Below are 17,784 nucleotides of genomic sequence, written 5' to 3' on the forward strand. Positions count from 1 at the left end.
GGTCGGCTACCGCGGGCCGTGCGTCTGCAGGAACAGCACGGGGCCGTCGAGGGCGCTCCCGCGGATCGCGGCGAGCGCCTTGGCCGTGTAGACAGGCTCGAGCTCCAGGCCCTGGTCTGCGGCCCAGGCGCGGGCCTCCTCGGCCTCGGGCGTCAGGGCACCGTAGGTCTCGCCGAGCCACGACGCGTCGGCGACGAGGTCGCGCGGACCGATGCGCTCCTCCACGAGAGCGCCCCGGGTGCGCAGGAGTGCGGCCGTCTGGTCGGCCAGGCGCGCGATGGTGACGGCGTCGAGGCGGAAGGCGTCGTTGACGACGATGCCCAGCACCCGCGAGCGCAGACCCGCCATGCGCAGCCCGAGCGTGAGGCCGGCGGCCGTTCCACCGGACCCGACCGCCGTCACGACGGTGGCCGGCTCGGGCAGCAGACCGGCCCGGACCTGCTCCGCGATCTCGAGGGCGGTCTCGACGTACCCGAGGCTGCCGACCGCGGTCGATCCGCCGGCCGGGACGTAGTGCGGCAGACGCAGTCCGTCGGCGTAGCGCGCGAGCAGGAGGGGCGCGGTGCGCCTCAGGCTTCGCACCGACCGGAACCGGTGGATGTCGGCACCGGAGGCGTCGAGGCGTCGTGTCTGCTCGCGCACGTGGTCGTCGACCGGCTGGTCGACGAGGCCGAGCACCACGCGCAGCCCGTGCTCGCGTCCGTAGAGCGCGGCGGCGAGACCCCAGTGGGTCCCGATGCCACCCACGGTGAACATCACTCTGCGGCGCCGACGTTGGAGCTCGGGGATGATCCACTCGAGCTTGCGGACCTTGTTGCCACCCCACCCGCCGTCGCCGAAGCCCGCCTCGTCCTTGACCCAAAATCCGTCGAGCTCCCGCACCGGCGTGGGGCCGGTCCCGAGCCGGACCCACGGCAGGTCGGCGTCCGGGAAGCGGCGCGCGAGGAAGGTCATCCCACCAGGGCCCGCACGTCGAGCAGGCCGGCGCCGTACGTCCGGTCCTTGCCGCGGGCGCCGAGGTCGCGGGCCGTGCTCTCGAGGCGCGCGGCAACCGTGCCGGCGCTCCAGCCACGCCGGCTCATGGCCATCGCCGCTGCGGCGGCCACGTGCGGCGCCGCCATCGACGTGCCGCTGAGCGAGCAGTAGTAGGTCCCGGAGCAGCCCACCCTGTTCTGCCTCGGCACGGTGGACCAGATGCCGCCCCCCGGAGCGGCGACGTCGACCCAGGATCCGCAGCTGCTGAAGCGCGAGGCGGCGAGCGAGGAGTCGAGCGACCCGACCCCGACGACTCCTGCGTAGGCGGCGGGGTACTGCGTGCGTACGAACAGGCCGCACCCGGTGTTCCCGGCCGCGGCGACCACGAGCACGCCCCTGCGCTGGGCGTAGGCCACGGCCTGCCGCACGGCGGGGTCGTCGCCCGGGATGCTCAGCGAGAGGTTGATGACATGAGGCCGGCGGTCGGCCGCACGCACGATGCCGCGCGCGACCGCGTCGCTCGTGCCGCGGCCCGCGGAGTCGAGCACCCTGATCGGCAGGATGGCCGCGCGGGGCGCGAGTCCGGCCACCCCACGACTATTGCCCGCGACGGCGGCCACGATGCCGGCCACGTGCGTGCCGTGGCCGTTGGGGTCGGCCGCGCTGGTGCCGGGGGCCAGCACGTCGTAGCCCGCCCCGACGTTGGCCCTGAGGTCGCTGTGCGTGGCGTCGACCCCGGTGTCGAGGACGGCGACGACCGCACGCCTCGTGGTCCTGGTGGCGGCGCCGTTCGCCCGCGTCCAGACGGTCTCGGCCTGGAGCCGGGTCAGGCCCCACTGCCGGGGGCGGAGCGTGTCGTTCGACGCGGTCGTGCGCACGGGTAGCGCGACCGACACCGCGTCGACGTCGCGGTCGCGCAGCGCACGGGCCACGAGCAGCCTGGCTCGATCGCGACTGGACACGACGGTGGTGCTGATCTCAGGTCGACCCTGGGGTCCGAGGGTCGTGGTGACCACGCGCAACGGCTGGCCGTCCGCGGCGCGGGCCACGATCCGCTCCGCCGTCCGGTCCACCGGCGGCTCGTCCGACGCGGCGACCGGAGTGATCCCGGACGCCAGGAGACCGGCGACCGTCGCGGCGAGGACGGTCACAGCGACAGGGGGACGACGACGTCGGGGCGTCACGGGCGAAGACTACCGCGTTCGCCAGCGCCGCACGCTGTAGACGAGCAGACCCCACGCCACCACCGCGGAGGCCATCAGCCCCAGGCCCGTGGCCCATCCAGCCGCGGGGAGCCGGGGTCCGAAGCCGACGCCGAGCACGCTGAACTCCGGGATCGTCGGCGACATCCACCACACGACGCCGAGCGCGAACAGCCACACCCCGCCGAGGGCGCTGAGGGTGATGCGCGGCCAGGTGGCGACGCCGAAGCGCGCCGCCTCGATCGCCTTCTCGCGCACGGGCCCCAGTGCCCGCCGCGCCCAGGCGTGCTGGCGCGAGAGCACCGTGATGCCCGCGAGGATGATCAGGAGGCCGGGTCCCGGGAGCGGCCACAGGATGATCCCCACCACGACCAGGACCCAGCCCAACGTCTCGGTGGCGACACGCTCGAGCACGCCGCGCTCACGACGCTGCTGCTTCATGGCCACAGGATGCCCTAGTCCACCCACACCGGGGCACGGACCTGGTGCGGTCCTGGACACACCGATCCACGGTGGCCACGGCATCGAATGGTTCTCGCGGACCCCGGATGGCGGGTCCACGCCGACCAGACCAGGATTGACCCATGAACAAGGCCGCCGCCCTGCTGTCCCTCGCCGAGGAAGCCCTCGACATGTCCCTGCCCGTCCGGCTCCGGCTCTGGGACGGCAGCGAGGCCGGACCGGCCGACGCTCCCGTGCTGGTGCTGCGCGACAAGCGCGCCGTGCGGCACGTGCTGCACTCCCCCGGTGAGCTCGGCGTCGCCCGCGCCTACGTGCAGGGAGACCTCGACCTCGAGGGCGACCTGGCCGATGGCCTGCGCACCATGTGGGAGGCGGTCCGCGTGGCCCGCGAGGCCGACGGCAAGGCCGGTCGGCCGAAGATCAGCCTGCGCCTCAAGCTGCGCGGCGCCTACCTCGCGGTGCGCCTGGGCGCCATCGGCCGACGCCCCGCCGCACCGGCCGCCGAGTCGAACCTGACCGGCGAGCTGCACAGCCGCGAGCGTGACCGGGCGGCCATCAGCCACCACTACGACCTGTCGAACGACTTCTACGAGCTCATCCTCGACCCGCAGATGGCCTACTCCAGCGGGTTCCACGCCGATCCGTCGATGTCCCTCGAGGAGGCGCAGACGGCCAAGCTCGACCTCGTCTGCCGCAAGCTCGGGCTGCGGCCGGGCATGCGGATGCTCGACATCGGCTCCGGCTGGGGCTCGCTCAGCCTGCACGCCGCCGCGCACTACGGCGTGCACGTCACCGGCGTGACGCTGTCGTCGGAGCAGCGCGACTACGTCATGAAGCGCGCCGCCGAGCGTGGGCTGCAGGGTCGCGTCGACGTGAGCCTGCGCCACTTCCGCGACCTCGCCGGAGCAGGCGTGGCCGACGGGACGATCGACGCCATCGCCTCCATCGAGATGGGCGAGCACGTGGGCGACGAGGAGTACGTGGTGTTCACCGAGTCGATCCAGCGCTACCTGCGCCCCGGCGGACGCGTGCTCATCCAGCAGATGTCGCGCAGCAACGACGCGCCCGGCGACCGTCCCGGCGGCGGACCGTTCATCGAGACGTACATCGCCCCCGACATGCACATGAAGCCGATCGCGAAGACCATCGGCCTCATCGCCGGTGCCGGCCTGGAGATCCGCGACGTGCAGGCCATGCGCGAGCACTACCCGCAGACCGTCGCCGGGTGGGCCGCCAACCTGGAGGAGAACTGGGCCACGGCCGTGGCCCTCGTCGGTGAGGAGACCGCCCGCGTGTGGCGCCTCTACCTGGCCGGCGGGTCGCTCGCCTTCGAGGAGAACCGCATGGGCGTCGACCAGATCCTGGCCGTGAAGCCCTCCCCCGCCGGCCGCAGCGACATGCCGGCCAGCCCCCTGGAGTGGTTGGCTTGATCGCCAACGACACCTCGCACGCGCTGGTCACGCTCGGCTTCGGCCTCCTCACGGTCGTCGTCCTCATGGCCGTCTGCATGGCCATCTCGGTGCGCATCCAGAAGCTCACCGTGGTCGACACCGCGTGGCCGCTGGGCTTCGTGGCGGTGGCCGTCGTCTCGGTCTTCGTGACCGGCTACGGCGACGGGATGCCGGGGACCCAGCTGCTGCTGCTCGTGCTCACCGCCGTGTGGGGCGTGCGGCTCGCGGTGTACCTGCACCACCGCAACAGCGGCAAGGACGAGGACCCCCGCTATGCCGAGCTGGCCGAGAAGGACGGACGCTCGTTCGGACAGGTCGCGCTCACCCGGGTGTTCCTCCCCCAGGGCATCGCGATGTTCCTCGTGGCCACGCCGGTGATGGTGGGCATGAACAACGTCGGCACGATCGGCTGGCTCGGCTGGCTGGGCGCAGCCGTGTGGGCCGTCGGTCTGTTCTTCGAGGCCGTGGGCGACTGGCAGCTGGCCCGGTTCAAGAAGGACCCCGAGAACAAGGGCCAGGTCATGGACCAGGGCCTCTGGCGCTACACCCGGCACCCGAACTACTTCGGCGACGCCTGCGTGTGGACCGGCATCTGGATCGTGGCGGCGTCGTCGTGGGCCGGTGTGGCCACGGTGATCAGCCCGATCGCCATGACGATCTTCCTCACGAAGGTCACCGGAGCCTCGCTCAACGAGAAGGGCATGAAGCGCACCAAGCCCGGCTACGACGACTACGTCCGTCGCACGAGCGGCTTCATCCCCCTGCCCCCGAAGAAGGCGTGACGATGGCGCCGGTGCTGGTCACCGGGGTCACGGGTTTCGTCGGGGCGCACCTGGCCGAGCGGCTCGTCGCACGCGGCGACGAGGTGCGTGTGCTCGTCCGCAACCCCGCTCGACTGCCCGACGCCGCATGGGTGTCGTCGGTCGAGGTGGTGCAGGGCGACGCGGGTGACCCGCAGGTCCTCGCCCGTGCCATGGCAGGCGTCGGCGTGGCCCACTACCTGCTGCACGCGATGTCCGACGGTGACGACTACGCCGCCGCCGACCGGGTGCTCGCCACCACCTTCGCCACGGCGGCTGCCGAGGCCGGTGTGCAGCGCATCGTCTACCTGGGTGGCCTGCTGCCGCCCGCGGACAGCGAGCTGACCGAGCACCTGGCCTCGCGCGACGAGGTCGCCCAGATCCTCCTCGGCGGCAGCGTCCCCGCGGTGGTGCTGCGCGCCGGCATGGTGATCGGCCGCGGCTCGGCGTCGTTCGACCTCATGGAGGTCGCCACCCGCCTTCTGCCCGTGGTCGTCGGGCCGACGTGGCTGAAGCACAAGATGCAGCCGGTCGGGCTCGAGGACCTGCTGCACTACCTGGTGGGCGTGACCGACCTCGAGGGCGAGGTGCGGCGCAGCTTCGACGTCGGCGGGCCCGACGTCGTCACGTACCGCGAGCTGATCCAGGCCCACGCGCGGGCCGCGGGCCGACGGGTGCCGTCGACGCTGCTGTTCCCCGTGCTGCTGCCGCACACGTTCAGCCTGCTCGTCGGTACCGTCGCGCCGGGTCCCAGCTCGCTCAACGCCGCCCTGGTCCACAGCCTGTCGCTCGACATGGTGTGCACCGAGCACGACATCGACGACCTCGTGGGGCTCCCGCCCGGCGGGCGGACGTCGGTGGAGGCAGCGCTCCGCCAGGCCACGCAGCGCCCCTAGCGCTGCGGCAGCCCTGGGCGGGGTCTACTCCGAGACGAAGATGTGCGCGGCGGCGTCGGCGTCGATCTCGGCGGTCTCGCCCTGGCGGGCGACGACCACGCCGTCGTGACCGCGCGAGACGAGCACGTCGTTGCCGGGCAGCGCGCCGACGCGGCGCAGGACCGACATGACCTCGGTGTCCTTCTGCAGCTCCTCGGCGATGCGCCGGACGATGCGGCGGACGGGCTCGTCGGAACGGCCGGTGACCTTGGTGAGCGGCTCGACGCCGTGCAGGAACGTGGAGTCGTCGACGACCTCGCCGAGCTCCTCGAGCCCGGGGATGGGGTTGCCGTACGGCGACTCGGTGGGGTGCTCGAGCAGCTCGACGAGCCGACGCTCGACCTGCTCGGACATGACGTGCTCCCAGCGGCAGGCCTCTTCGTGCACGAACTCGATCTCGAGCCCGATGACGTCGGTGAGCAGGCGCTCGGCGAGACGGTGCTTGCGCATGACCCGCGTGGCGAGGGCACGACCCTTGTCGGACAGCTCGAGGTGGCGGTCGCCCTCGACGGTGAGCAGGCCGTCGCGCTCCATGCGCGCCACGGTCTGGCTGACCGTGGGCCCGCTCTGGTGGAGGCGCTCGGCGATGCGTGCGCGCAGGGGGACGATGCCCTCCTCCTCCAGCTCGAAGACGGTGCGCAGGTACATCTCGGTGGTGTCGATCAGCTCGCTCACGCGGCCATTGTTCCATGAGGTGCAGACACCGCGTGCACGCGTGAGGATGGTGCCCGTGCCGACCTCCGTGATGTGCTTCCGATCCGACTTCCGGCTGAACGACAACCCGGCCCTGCGCGAGGCCATCGAGGCCGGTCCCGACGGCGTCGTGCCGATGTTCGTGCTCGACGACCACTACTGGGGGCCGAACGGTCGGACCCGTCTGGCGTACCTCATGGGACTGCTGCGCGACCTCGACGAACGCGTCGGTGGGCTCGTGGTGGTGCACGGCAAGCCCGAGGAGGTCGTGCCGCGGGTGGCGCGTGCCGTGGAGGCGTCGAGCGTGCACGTGGCCGCCGACTACGGCCCGTACGAGTCGGGCCGGGACGAGCGCATCGAGAAGGCGCTGGCCGACGACGACGTGGCGTTCGTGCGCACCGGCTCCTCGTACGCCGTCGCGCCCGGTCGGGTGACCAAGGACGACGGCACCCCGTACCGGGTCTTCACTCCCTTCTACCGGGCGTGGCAGGCCCACGGATGGCGCGCTCCGGCCCCGGGTGTCCGCTCGGTGCCGTGGATCCAGGCCGACGTGCGCACCACCCAGCTGCCCGACGTGGACCCGCCCGAGGGCGTCACCCTCCCCCCGCTCGGCGAGGAGGCCGCGCGCCGGCGCTGGCGCGACTGGATCGACCAGGTCGACGAGTACGACGACCTGCGCGACGTGCCCGGCCGCGACGCGACGTCGCGCATGTCGGTGCACCTGAAGTGGGGCACCATCCACCCGCGCACCATGCTCGCCGACCTGGCCGAGCGGGGCGGCAAGGGCGCCGAGGCCTACGCGCGTGAGCTGGCGTTCCGCGAGTTCTACGCCGACGTCGTGCACCACCGGCCCGACACGCTCGAGGGCTACTACGACAAGCGGTTCGAGACGATGGAGTACGACCACCCCGGCGGCGACCTGCAGCTGTGGAAGGACGGCCGCACCGGCTTCCCGATCGTCGACGCCGGCATGCGGCAACTGCAGGCGGAGGGCTGGATGCACAACCGCGTGCGGATGATCGTGGCCAGCTTCCTGGTGAAGGACCTGCACCTGGAGTGGACCGTGGGCGCCGACCACTTCCTCGACCTGCTCGTGGACGCCGACCCCTGCTCCAACCAGCACGGTTGGCAGTGGGTGGCCGGGTGCGGCACCGACGCCGCCCCGTACTTCCGCATCTTCAACCCGACGTCGCAGGGCAAGAAGTTCGATCCCGACGGCACGTACGTGCGCCGGTGGGTGCCGGAGCTGCGCGACGTCCCGGACCGGTTCGTCCACGAGCCGTGGCGCCTGGACGAGCCGCTGGCGGACTACCCCGGGCCGATGGTCGACCATGCCGAGGAGCGCAAGGAGTCGTTGCGCCGCTACGAGGCCATGCGTTCCTGATCAGGGCCGCCGGCGACCGGACTCCTGACGCGAGAGCTTCGGGACCGGGGTCGTCGCCCGGACCGTGCGGCGTGGTTACGGTGGTCCCGTGACCACGATCCCCCGCAGGTTCAACGGCCCGGAGCACTCAGGCAACGGCGGCTGGGTGAGCGGCCTGCTCGCCGCGCAGCAGCAGGAGCGGCACGGCAGCACGGTGGTCACGGCCACCCTTCGGCAGCCGCCCCCGCTGGAGGTCCCGCTCACCTGGGAGGACCACCCCGAGGAGGTGCGACTCGTGACGGCCGGTGGCGCGCTCATCGGCGAGGCGACGTCGGGGTCGTTCGAGCACGAGCCGCTCACCGCCCCGAGCGTCGACGAGGCCGAGCAGGGCGTGGCGTCGTACCCCGGGTTCGCGTCGCACCCCTTCGACCTGTGCTTCACCTGCGGCACGGCTCGCGAGCCCGGCGACGGCCTGCGGCTCTTCACCGGTCCGGTGGGCGACGGGCGCACGGCGGGCACCTGGACCCCCGACCCCGCCGTGGCCGGGAGCGACGGCCTTCTCGACGTCCCCACCACGTGGGCGGCACTCGACTGCCCCGGTGGCTGGGCCGCCGACTTCACCGCGCAGCCGATGGTGCTGGGCCGGATGACGGCCGAGGTGCTGCGTCGTCCCACTGCGGGCGAGACGCTGCTCGCGTCGGGGCTCCTGCGCGAGCGCGACGGCCGCAAGTTCCGCACCGCCACCGCCCTGCACACCGTCGACGGCGAGCTGCTGGGTCGGGCCGAGCAGGTGTGGATCGAGATCGACCTCGCCCGCTTCTCCTGACCCTTCCTCGTCACCTCCGTGCCCTCGTCAGAGGTAGGTAGCGCACCTGACACCCCCGCCTGAGGTAGGTGTCGCACCTCATCGACGGCGCATGAGGTGCGAGACCTACCTCAGACGCGCCCGTTCGGTGCGCTACCTACCTCAGACGAGTCGAACGACGCGTCGAGCACCCGCTACGGCGTGGGTTCGCGCGCGTCGTAGGCGCGGAACCCACGCGACCGCAGGCCGAACCAGGCCGTGGCGGCCACGCACAGCGCCCCGCCGATCGTCATCGCCCAGGCCTCCCCCGCCAGGCCGGCGAGCGAGCCCATCACGAAGTCGCCCAGGCGCGGGCCACCGGCGACGACGACGATGAACACGCCCTGCATGCGGCCGCGCAGCTCGTCGGGGGCCGCGGTCTGCAGGATCGTCGACCGGTAGGCGGCGCTGACCATGTCCGCCGCACCCGAGCAGGCGAGCATGAGCACGCACAACCACAGCAGGCTCGCGCCGGAGAAGACCGACACCCCTGCCGCCGACACCGCGGCACCGTAGACGCACACGGCTGCGACGACGGCGACCCCGTGCCGGTGCACCCGGCTCACCCAGCCGGACACGAGGAACGCGATCACCGCACCGATGCCGGGAGCGGCCTGCAGGAGCCCGAGGGTCTCCGGGCCGGTCGCGAACACCGTGACGGCGAGGGCAGGGAACAGGGCGCGTGGCTGGGCGAGCACCATCGCGAACAGGTCGATCACGAACGTCATGCGCACGTTGGGTGCGGTGCGCAGGAAGCGCAGCCCCTCGACGACCGACCGAAGGCCCGGGACGGGCTGGCGGGTGAGCGGCGGCAGCGCCGGCAGCCGGAACAGGGAGTAGAGGGCGGCCACGAAGAGCACGACGTCGACGAGGTAGGCGGCGTCGACACCCTTCCAGGCGATGAGCAGCCCGCCGAGCAGCGGTCCGGCGGTGAAGGAGAGGTTGGTCGCGGCCATCCCGAGGGCGTTGGCGGCCGGGAGCAGGTCGGCCGGCAGCAGGCGCGGCAGCATGGCCGAGCGCGCGGGCTGGTTGACCGCGAACAGCGCCGACTGCACGGCGACCAGGCCGTAGAGGAAGCCGACGGAGTCGACGCCGGCCAGGCTGTGGGCGACGAGGGCCATCGAGCAGAGCCACAGTCCGAGGGCGGACACGAGGGCGACCCGACGTCGGTCGAAGGCGTCGGCGAGCGCACCGCCGTAGAGCCCGCCGAGCACGAGGGGCAGGAGTCCGGCCAGGCCGATGAGGCCGACGGAGAACGACGACGTGGTGAGCGAGTAGACCTCGTAGGCGATCGCGACGATCGTCATCTGCTGGCCGAACGCGGAGACGGTCTGGCCGAGCCACAACCGTCGGTACGCCGGTGACGCGCGCAGCGGACGTACGTCGGTCAGCACCGCACCGGCCACCCCTGACAGTCTCCCCACGCAACGATCTTGGCGCATGGCTGACCGACCCTCGCTGGCAGGATCACGTCATGGCCCGGCCACCGATGACGACGCAGCAGGTTCAGCAGTGGATCGTGAGCCTGCTCGTCGTCGCGGTGTCCTGCTTCCCCCTGGGAGCGCTGGCCGCTGCGGTCACGATGCTCGCCGGCGAGCGGCACGACGCCGCGATCGTGCTGGTCGTGATCATGGGCGCGCTCGGCACCGCCGCGGTCTCGGCCGGCCGGCTGGTGCACCGGCTCTCGCCGGTCTCACCGTGGACCCTGCTCGGCGTGCTGCCGGCGGTGGTGACCGCGGCCCTCGTGCTCTGAGTCGGGTCGGTCTCAGGGCTGGAGGCGAGTGCGCGTCCAGCTGGCGCCCTCATGGCGGAAGAGCAGGCGGTCGTGCACGCGGTTGCGCCGACCGTGCCAGAACTCGATGGTGGTCGGCACCAGGAGGTAGCCACCCCACGTCGACGGCCGTCGGACCTCGGCGTCTCCCGCCCGCTCGGTGGCCTCGCGCACCTGCTCCTCGAGGGCCGCACGGTCGGCCACCGGCCGCGACTGGTGCGACGCGACTGCGCCGAGCTGGGCGCCCCGCGGCCGGCTCGCGAAGTAGGCGTCGCTCTCCTCCTCCGGCAGCCGCTCGACGTGTCCCTCCAGCCGCACCTGGCGCTGCACGGGGTGCCAGAGTAACGTGGCCGCGGCCCGCGGGTTCGCTGCCAGCTCCACTCCCTTTCGGGAGCTGTAGTGGGTGAAGAACGTGATGCCCCGGTCGTCGAGCCCCTTCATGAGCACCGTGCGGACCGACGGGAGACCATCGAGCGTGGCGGTGGCGAGCGCCATGGCGTTGGGCTCGGGGACCTGCGCGTCGACGACGTCGTCGAGCCACCGCCTCAACAGGTCCATCGGGTCATCACCGGCCGTGCCCTCGTCGAGTCCGGCGTTCTCGTACTCGCTGCGCATGGCCGCGAGCCGTGCCGCGTCGAGGGAGCCGGTCATGACCACCACGGTAGTGCGGCTCAGGACCACCGGCAGGACGCGCCGCACACAGGCCCTGCGGTCCAGGGCACAATGCAGCCATGGCTGAAGACGTGAAGGTTCACCACGGGCTCGAGGGCGTCATCGCGTTCGAGAGCGACATCGCCGAGCCCGACAAGGAAGGGTCCGCGCTGCGCTACCGCGGCGTCGACATCGACGACCTCGTGGGCCGCGTGCCGTTCGAGAAGATCTGGGGCCTCCTGGTCGACGGCCACTACGAGCCCGGCCTGCCGCCGGCCGAGCCGTTCCCGATCCCCGTGCACTCCGGCGACATCCGCGCCGACGTGCAGAGCGCCATCGCCCTCACCGCTCCGGCGTGGGGCCTTCGCCAGCTCTACGACATCGAGACCCCCGAGCAGGTCCGCGAGGACCTCTCCCGCACCGCCGTGATGATCCTGTCGTACGTGGCACAGGCCGCCCGCGGCGTCGGCAAGCCGATGGTGCCCCAGGCCGTCATCGACGAGCAGGCCACCATCGTCGAGCGGATGCTGATGCGCTGGCGCGGCGAGGTGAACCCCGACCACGCCAAGGCGATCGACGCCTACCTGGTCTCGGCCGCCGAGCACGGCATGAACGCCTCCACCTTCACCGCTCGCGTCATCGCCTCCACCGGTGCCGACGTGGCCGCAGCGCTCTCCGGTGCCGTCGGCGCCATGTCGGGCCCGCTGCATGGCGGTGCCCCTTCGCGCGTGCTGCACATGATCGAGCAGGTCGAGAAGTCCGGCGACGCCGAGGCCTACGTGAAGAACCTCCTCGACTCCGGCGAGCGCCTCATGGGCTTCGGCCACCGCGTCTACCGCGCCGAGGACCCCCGTGCCCGCACGCTGCGCCGCACCGCCAAGGAGCTCAACGCCCCCCGCGCCGAGGTGGCCGAGGCGCTCGAGCAGGCTGCACTCGCCGAGCTGCGTGCGCGCCGCCCCGACCGCGTCCTCGAGACCAACGTGGAGTTCTGGGCCGCGATCGTGCTCGACTTCGCCGAGGTGCCGCCGAACATGTTCACCGCGATGTTCACGTCGGCGCGCACCGCCGGCTGGAGCGCCCACATCCTGGAGCAGTACAACAAGGGCCGCCTGATCCGGCCCTCGTCGGTCTACACCGGACCCGACCCCCGCAGCGCCGACGAGGTCGAGGGCTGGAACGAGGAGTGGGCGAAGGGCTGAGCCGAAAATCCTGGCAAGACCGCTCACATCTGAGATGATCGGGCCGCGACCCTGCCAACCTTCGGAGCAAAGCGTTGACTCGAACTGCACGCCAGTGGGCCCGTGACGTCTACCCCCGGCTGCCGCGAGGAGTGCGCCAGCGGGTGTCCGAGGATCTGAAGCGCAAGCTGGTCCGGCCGGCTGGGCGTCCGACGACCAAGGCCCAGCGCCGAGGTCTCCTCAGCGTGGTCATGCCGGTCTACAACGTCGAGACCTATCTCGCCGAGGCCATCGACAGCATCCTGGGCCAGTCCCATCGCAAGCTCGAGCTCATCCTCGTCGACGACGGATCGACCGACGGCTCCCCCGCCATCTGCCAGGGCTACGTGGAACACGACGAGCGTGTTCGTCTCGTGGAGAAGGTCAACGGCGGGCTGGGGGCCGCAAGGAACACGGGCGTGCGTTTCGCGCGGGGCGAGTTCCTCGCCTTCGCCGACAGCGACGACATCGTCCTGCCCGGCGCCTATGAGCGCATGGTCACGTCGCTCCAGCGGTCGGAGTCCGACGTGGCGACCGGCAACGTCCAGCGCCTGCAGTCCGGCAGGCGCTGGCAGGCCTGGAACCAGTCGCGATCCCACGTGCAGACGCGGCGCTCCATCAGCGTGGCCCAGGAACCCGCGCTGCTTCTCGACATGGTCGCGTGGAACAAGGTGTTCCGGACCGACTTCTTCCGCCGTCACGCGATCCACTTCCCCGAGCGGAAGCTGTACGAGGACATGGCACCGATGTGCGAGGTCTTTCTCCTTGCCTCAGGCGTCGACGTCATCGCGGAGCACGTGTACCTATGGCGCCTGCGCGACGAGGGCGACTCGATCTCCCAGCGTCGCATCGAGACCTCCAACTTGGCTGACAAGCTCGAGATGATCGCCACCGTCGACGGCCTGCTCCAGACCCACGGCGAGACAACCGCCATGCGCGACACCTTCACGTTCAAGACGCTCGACGGTGACCTGTGGATCTACTTGCGCAGCATCGGCGCCGGCGCTTCGCCCGCCCCGGAGTTCATCTCCCTTCTCGAGGAAGCCGCTCAGACGTACTGGGTGGGAGCACCGGCTGAGGTCAAGGCCAACACGTCCCAGGAACGACGCGTCCTGTTCGAGCTGCTGGCTGCTCACCGCGGATCCGAGATCGAACGGGTCCGCGACTGGTACATCGAACACGCGGACGCCCTTCCCATCGTGGTGGAGGACAGCCGCGCCCGGATCGATCGATCAGCGTTCCCCGTCCGCACGGACGACCTGGCAGTCGACGTGCTCGACGTGACCGGCGAGCGTCCCCTGCGCGCGACGCTGACGCACGCATCGTGGTCGGACCGCGCGACGCTCCGTGTCGAGGGCTACGCCTACATCCCTGCCGTCACCGACGGCTCCCAGCAGATCGAGCTGCTTGCGAGATCGGCCGACGACGAGGCGCCTCACGTCTTCGCGACGGATCGTTGCGCATCCCCCGAGGCGAACGAGTGGGCACGCGACCGCACGCGTCCTCATGACCAAGACGGTTTCGTCGCGCTCGTGCCGCTCGTCCCACTACTCGCCGACGTTTCTCGGGACAATGCGCGAACCTGGTCCTTCACCGTCCGTGTCCGCCAAGACGGCCTCGAGCAAGAGACGCCGCTCGACACGATCTGGCGTGGAGGATCCTGTGCGGTCCTCGGGACGACGCTGCCGGCGCCAGGGATCTCCGTGCGCGGAGCAACGGACGCGAACAAGCCGCTGCGCCTCGTCGCGAGTACCACCGAGTACCGGCTCGACTCTGTCGACATCGACGGATCCGTGGTCGCCGTTCACCCCGATAGCGAGGCGGAGTTGGTGGCGACGAGCACGGACACCAAGGCCGTGGTGGCGTTCCGCACCGACGGCGTGAGGTCAGGTTCCGCCGCGGTGTTCCCTACCCACCCCAGCCGGTACTGGACCACGTGGAAACTCAGGGCACGCGACAGCGACGGCGCCCTGCGTCCAGTCTCCTGGATCCCCGAAGACCGCGCTCACGTTCGCTCCGGGTCATTCATCGCGGAGTTCAACCTGTGGGGCGAGGCAGTCGTCACCGAGCGCCGCGACACACTCCTCGTGACGTCCAGCTGGTGCGACAACGGCTGCTTGATACTCGAGGGAGAGTACTTCGACGACCAGCCGGTCGACGTCGAGATCGGACTGAGGGCGAGCTCCGCTCACCTTGACCACTGGACACCCGTGGTCGTGGACGGCGCGCGCTTCACCGCGGTGCTACCTCTTCACGCCGAGGACTGGTATGGGATCGAGCGCGCGCTGCCGAGCGGCACGTACAGCGTGGTGGCGCAGGCGGCACAGACCAAGACCGAGAAGCAGGTGTTCGTCTCGAACTCAGGTGCCGTCGACCTGCCTCTTCACTTCCGGACAAGTCTGCTGCGAGGTCAGCTCGATCGAGCGGCGCTCGCACGGCTGTCGCTCAAGCTTCAGCCGCCCGTCCCCGACGTCGACCTCGGCCGCTACGCGCTCGAGGCGAACCGTCGCGCCTTCGATGACACGGCAGTCGTGAACCCTAGTGACTCGGTCTTCTTCTCCGTCGACATGGGTGCGGGAGCCGCTGACAGCGCCCTCGCGATCCACCGCGAGATCGTTGCGCGTGGGTTGCCCCTGACGAGCCACTGGGGTGTGAGTGACTTCTCGGTTCCTGTTCCGCCGGGTGCCGTTCCAGTACTCAAGGGCACCCGCCACTGGTACGAAACGCTGGCCCGCGCTCGCTACGTCGTCAACAACTACGGTGGCCTCGACGGGCTCCACCGGCGCGCTCATCAACGACACCTTCAGACCTGGCACGGTACGGCCCTGAAGCACGTAGGCGCCTCGGAGGCTAGAGCGCAACACGACGCCCGCGAGCGTCTCGCCACCATCGCTGCGGAAGCCGCCGCCTGGGACGCCGCGGTGTCGCCGAGTCCCTACATGACCGACTTGATCCGTTCGGACTTCCTCTTCCAGGGCACGGTCCTGGAGAGCGGCTACCCACGAAACGACAGACTCGCACGAGGTGACGACGACTCCTCACTTCGCGCACGCCTGGGTCTCGACCCTGAGACACGGGTCGTGCTCTACGCGCCGACATTCCGCGAGGAACTCAGATCGGGGTGGACCGCCTCGCTTTTCGAAGGACTCGACCTCGACCGGTTGTCAGCGCTGCTCGGACCCGGATGGACGATCGTGCTGCGAGGCCACAGCTTCAACGCCCGCAGAGCGGATGGTGACCGCTCCCGTGGGAACATCGTCGACCTGACCCGTCACCACGACATCAATGATCTCTACCTGGTCTCCGACGTCTTGGTCACCGACTACTCGTCCGTCATGTTCGACTACGCCGTGACAGGTCGCCCGATGCACTTCTTCGTGCCCGACCTCGAGGCGTATGCCAAGCGCCGAGGCATGTACCTGGACCTGGCGGACATCGCACCGGGTCCTGTCGTCACCAGCGTCGCACCGCTGGCTCGCGGGCTCAAGAAGCAGGATGCCCTCACCCAGAAGTATCGCCGCGCATACGAGGAGTTTCGACGCACGTACGCGCCATGGGACGACGGGAACGCGGCGTCCCGTGTGGTGGACTGGCTCCTCGCTGACCCCCACGTCGTTTCCCAAGACCAGCAGAACGACGACTGAGACTCGTCGTTCTCGAGGAAGGCAGCATTCACATGGAACCCTGGCGAGACACGATTCTCTCCATGGGCCCTCGCGGCCTGGTGGAGAACTTCGCCGGTGGTGAAGTGACCGGCTGGGTGACGTCGCGGCAGAGCATGGCTCCGGCCCGTGTCGAGCTTTACCTGAACGATCTCCTCGTCGCTCATACGTACGCCGCGGGTCCCAGCCGCGCCAACACCTTCGACGTGGCGCACTCCTTCCGGCTGCCTGTCCGAGACCTGTGGCAATACACGTCGCGACAGGACGCCATCACCGTTCGCGTCGACGGAGAACCCCTGCCCATGGCGGGCAAGGGCATCTACAAGCGGTCCGCGAACGACGGGCCCTACGGGGTGACGGAGCTGGCCGGGAAGTTCACCGAGGGGTACGTCTTCGACACCCGTGGCCGACTGAGTCTGTCCAAGCGCTTGGACCATGAGTGGCAGACACGAGTGACGACGCTGTATCGGCGAACAGCGGAGGTCGTGGACTCGTTCGGCGGGTATCCGGTCGTCGTGGCCTACGGCACACTCCTCGGTCTGGTGCGGGAGGGAGCATTCCTCGGCCACGACGATGATTTCGACGCTTGCTACGTCTCGTCGCACACGAGCGGCGAGTCGGCGGCCGTCGAGCTGCAGCAGATCGCGTTCGAGCTGATCGAGGCTGGCCTCTTCGTCAAGTGCCACACGACGGCGTTGCACGTCTATGACCGTGAGGATCGCGGTGCACGCATCGATCTCTTCCATCTCTTCTTCGACGCTGAGGGCAAGCTCCAGGCTCCCTTCGGTGTCTCGAGCGCCGGCGATCTGAACCGAAGCAGCTGGGGTTCACCCAAGCAGGCGAAGATCTCGGGCCACTCGGTCATGGTGCCCGAGAGTCCCGAGACAGTTGTGGAGCACTTCTACGGCCCGACGTGGCGCGTCCCCGATCCCGGTTTCTCCTGGGCCGTCGCGCGGTCGAAGCGATCCTCAGAGGCAAAGGCCGGCGTGCTCGAACCTCGGCTCGTCGAGGAGGTCTACTGGGCCAATTTCTACGCCCACACCGAGTTCACCTCCGGGTCGACGTTCTGCTCAGCCGTGCTCGATCGCAGCGATCTGCCCACCACCATCCTCGAGCTCGGCTGTGGTGACGGACGGGACNCGAGCCCGACGGCCGCCAAATTTCTACGCCCACACCGAGTTCACCTCCGGGTCGACGTTCTGCTCAGCCGTGCTCGATCGCAGCGATCTGCCCACCACCATCCTCGAGCTCGGCTGTGGTGACGGACGGGACGCCTTCACCTTCGCTCAATCAGGCCGCAACGTGACCGGGCTCGACCGCTCACACATCGGCGTCGACCACGCGGGTCGCAAGGCCGAGCGCGCGGGGATCGCAGATCGCCTCCGCTTCCGCACCTGCGACGTCAGCGACACCGCAGCCCTGGCGACCGAGATCACCTCCGCCCGCGAGGACGACAAGCCCCTGTTGACCTACATGCGTTTCTTCCTGCACTCCATCACCGCCGAAGTCCAGGCAGGGCTCCTGAACACCGTGGCCGAACACGCCCGCCCCGGAGACCACCTCGCCGTGGAGTTCCGAACSGAYAAGGACGAAGCGAACGCCAAGGTCCACGGCGGCCACTACCGGCGCTACCAGAGCGCCGCCGCCTTCCGTGATCAGATCACCGCGCTCGGCTACACCGTCATCGACGAGACCGAAGGCACCGGACTCTCCCCCTACGGAGACGAAGACCCCGAGCTCTACCGAGCCATCGCCATC

The 17,784-nt window shown here is 70.4% G+C and carries 16 protein-coding genes; 10 read left to right on the top strand and 6 right to left on the bottom strand.

From position 1 onward, the window contains the following. Nucleotides 1–6: 6 nt before the first annotated feature. Genes ASF37_RS12435 through ASF37_RS12445 form a run of 3 tightly spaced genes read right to left on the bottom strand, consistent with a single transcriptional unit; the run spans nt 7 to nt 2,618 of the window. A complete protein-coding gene (locus tag ASF37_RS12435; RefSeq protein WP_056552539.1) occupies nt 7–954 on the bottom strand; it encodes a 1-aminocyclopropane-1-carboxylate deaminase/D-cysteine desulfhydrase in 948 nt (315 codons plus the stop codon). Beyond that, nucleotides 951–2,126: a S8 family serine peptidase gene (locus ASF37_RS12440; protein WP_056580912.1), complete on the bottom strand. Its 1,176-nt coding sequence runs from the start codon at nt 2,124–2,126 to the stop codon at nt 951–953. The genes ASF37_RS12435 and ASF37_RS12440 overlap by 4 nt, the downstream gene beginning before the upstream one ends. Nucleotides 2,127–2,168: 42 nt before the next feature. Then, nucleotides 2,169–2,618, bottom strand: a complete 450-nt coding sequence (locus ASF37_RS12445) for a PGPGW domain-containing protein (RefSeq protein WP_056574528.1) — start codon at nt 2,616–2,618, stop codon at nt 2,169–2,171. 143 nt (nt 2,619–2,761) lie between these two features. Here ASF37_RS12445 and ASF37_RS12450 point away from each other — a divergent pair, with 143 nt between their 5' ends. Genes ASF37_RS12450 through ASF37_RS12460 form a run of 3 tightly spaced genes read left to right on the top strand, consistent with a single transcriptional unit; the run spans nt 2,762 to nt 5,786 of the window. After that, nucleotides 2,762–4,069, top strand: coding sequence for a cyclopropane-fatty-acyl-phospholipid synthase family protein (locus tag ASF37_RS12450; RefSeq protein WP_056580918.1), 1,308 nt, complete (start codon nt 2,762–2,764; stop codon nt 4,067–4,069). Continuing rightward, on the top strand, nt 4,066–4,872 hold the full coding sequence (locus ASF37_RS12455) for a DUF1295 domain-containing protein (protein ID WP_235492863.1): 807 nt from the start codon (nt 4,066–4,068) through the stop codon (nt 4,870–4,872). The genes ASF37_RS12450 and ASF37_RS12455 overlap by 4 nt, the downstream gene beginning before the upstream one ends. A 2-nt stretch (nt 4,873–4,874) precedes the next feature. Then, nucleotides 4,875–5,786 (top strand): NAD(P)H-binding protein, encoded by a 912-nt coding sequence (locus ASF37_RS12460; protein ID WP_156368198.1) that lies wholly within the window; start codon nt 4,875–4,877, stop codon nt 5,784–5,786. 24 nt (nt 5,787–5,810) lie between these two features. On the opposite strand, the gene ASF37_RS12465 is transcribed toward ASF37_RS12460, so the two are convergent. Beyond that, nucleotides 5,811–6,500 (bottom strand): metal-dependent transcriptional regulator, encoded by a 690-nt coding sequence (locus tag ASF37_RS12465; RefSeq protein WP_055969178.1) that lies wholly within the window; start codon nt 6,498–6,500, stop codon nt 5,811–5,813. Between the two features lie 46 nt (nt 6,501–6,546). Between ASF37_RS12465 and ASF37_RS12470 the strand changes: the two genes are divergently transcribed. Continuing rightward, on the top strand, nt 6,547–7,902 hold the full coding sequence (locus ASF37_RS12470) for a deoxyribodipyrimidine photo-lyase (protein WP_056580922.1): 1,356 nt from the start codon (nt 6,547–6,549) through the stop codon (nt 7,900–7,902). 88 nt (nt 7,903–7,990) lie between these two features. After that, a complete protein-coding gene (locus ASF37_RS12475; protein WP_056580926.1) occupies nt 7,991–8,707 on the top strand; it encodes a hypothetical protein in 717 nt (238 codons plus the stop codon). Between the two features lie 173 nt (nt 8,708–8,880). On the opposite strand, the gene ASF37_RS12480 is transcribed toward ASF37_RS12475, so the two are convergent. Continuing rightward, nucleotides 8,881–10,149, bottom strand: coding sequence for an MFS transporter (locus ASF37_RS12480; RefSeq protein WP_200914439.1), 1,269 nt, complete (start codon nt 10,147–10,149; stop codon nt 8,881–8,883). Nucleotides 10,150–10,199: 50 nt separating this feature from the next. On the opposite strand from ASF37_RS12480, the gene ASF37_RS12485 reads away from it, so the two are divergent. Further along, nucleotides 10,200–10,478: a hypothetical protein gene (locus ASF37_RS12485; protein WP_156368059.1), complete on the top strand. Its 279-nt coding sequence runs from the start codon at nt 10,200–10,202 to the stop codon at nt 10,476–10,478. A 12-nt stretch (nt 10,479–10,490) separates the two neighbouring features. On the opposite strand, the gene pdxH is transcribed toward ASF37_RS12485, so the two are convergent. Beyond that, complete coding sequence (pdxH, locus tag ASF37_RS12490) at nt 10,491–11,147, bottom strand: pyridoxamine 5'-phosphate oxidase (protein ID WP_056580977.1); 657 nt, start codon at nt 11,145–11,147, stop codon at nt 10,491–10,493. Between the two features lie 80 nt (nt 11,148–11,227). On the opposite strand from pdxH, the gene ASF37_RS12495 reads away from it, so the two are divergent. The 4 genes from ASF37_RS12495 to ASF37_RS12510 form a co-directional block, all read left to right on the top strand. Further along, nucleotides 11,228–12,346: a citrate synthase 2 gene (locus ASF37_RS12495; protein ID WP_055969195.1), complete on the top strand. Its 1,119-nt coding sequence runs from the start codon at nt 11,228–11,230 to the stop codon at nt 12,344–12,346. A gap of 143 nt (nt 12,347–12,489) precedes the next feature. Next, the gene (locus ASF37_RS12500; RefSeq protein ID WP_056580929.1) at nt 12,490–16,008 is read left to right on the top strand and encodes a CDP-glycerol glycerophosphotransferase family protein; all 3,519 of its coding nucleotides are present in this window, start codon (nt 12,490–12,492) and stop codon (nt 16,006–16,008) included. 62 nt (nt 16,009–16,070) lie between these two features. Continuing rightward, the coding region (locus ASF37_RS17490) for a hypothetical protein (protein WP_235499996.1) at nt 16,071–17,165 on the top strand (1,095 nt) is incomplete at its 3' end. A 70-nt stretch (nt 17,166–17,235) separates the two neighbouring features. Then, nucleotides 17,236–17,784: class I SAM-dependent methyltransferase (locus ASF37_RS12510; protein WP_056580937.1), on the top strand; the 549-nt coding region annotated here is incomplete at its 3' end.

It is taken from the genome of Aeromicrobium sp. Leaf289 (assembly GCF_001423335.1).
Lineage (GTDB): Bacteria > Actinomycetota > Actinomycetes > Propionibacteriales > Nocardioidaceae > Aeromicrobium.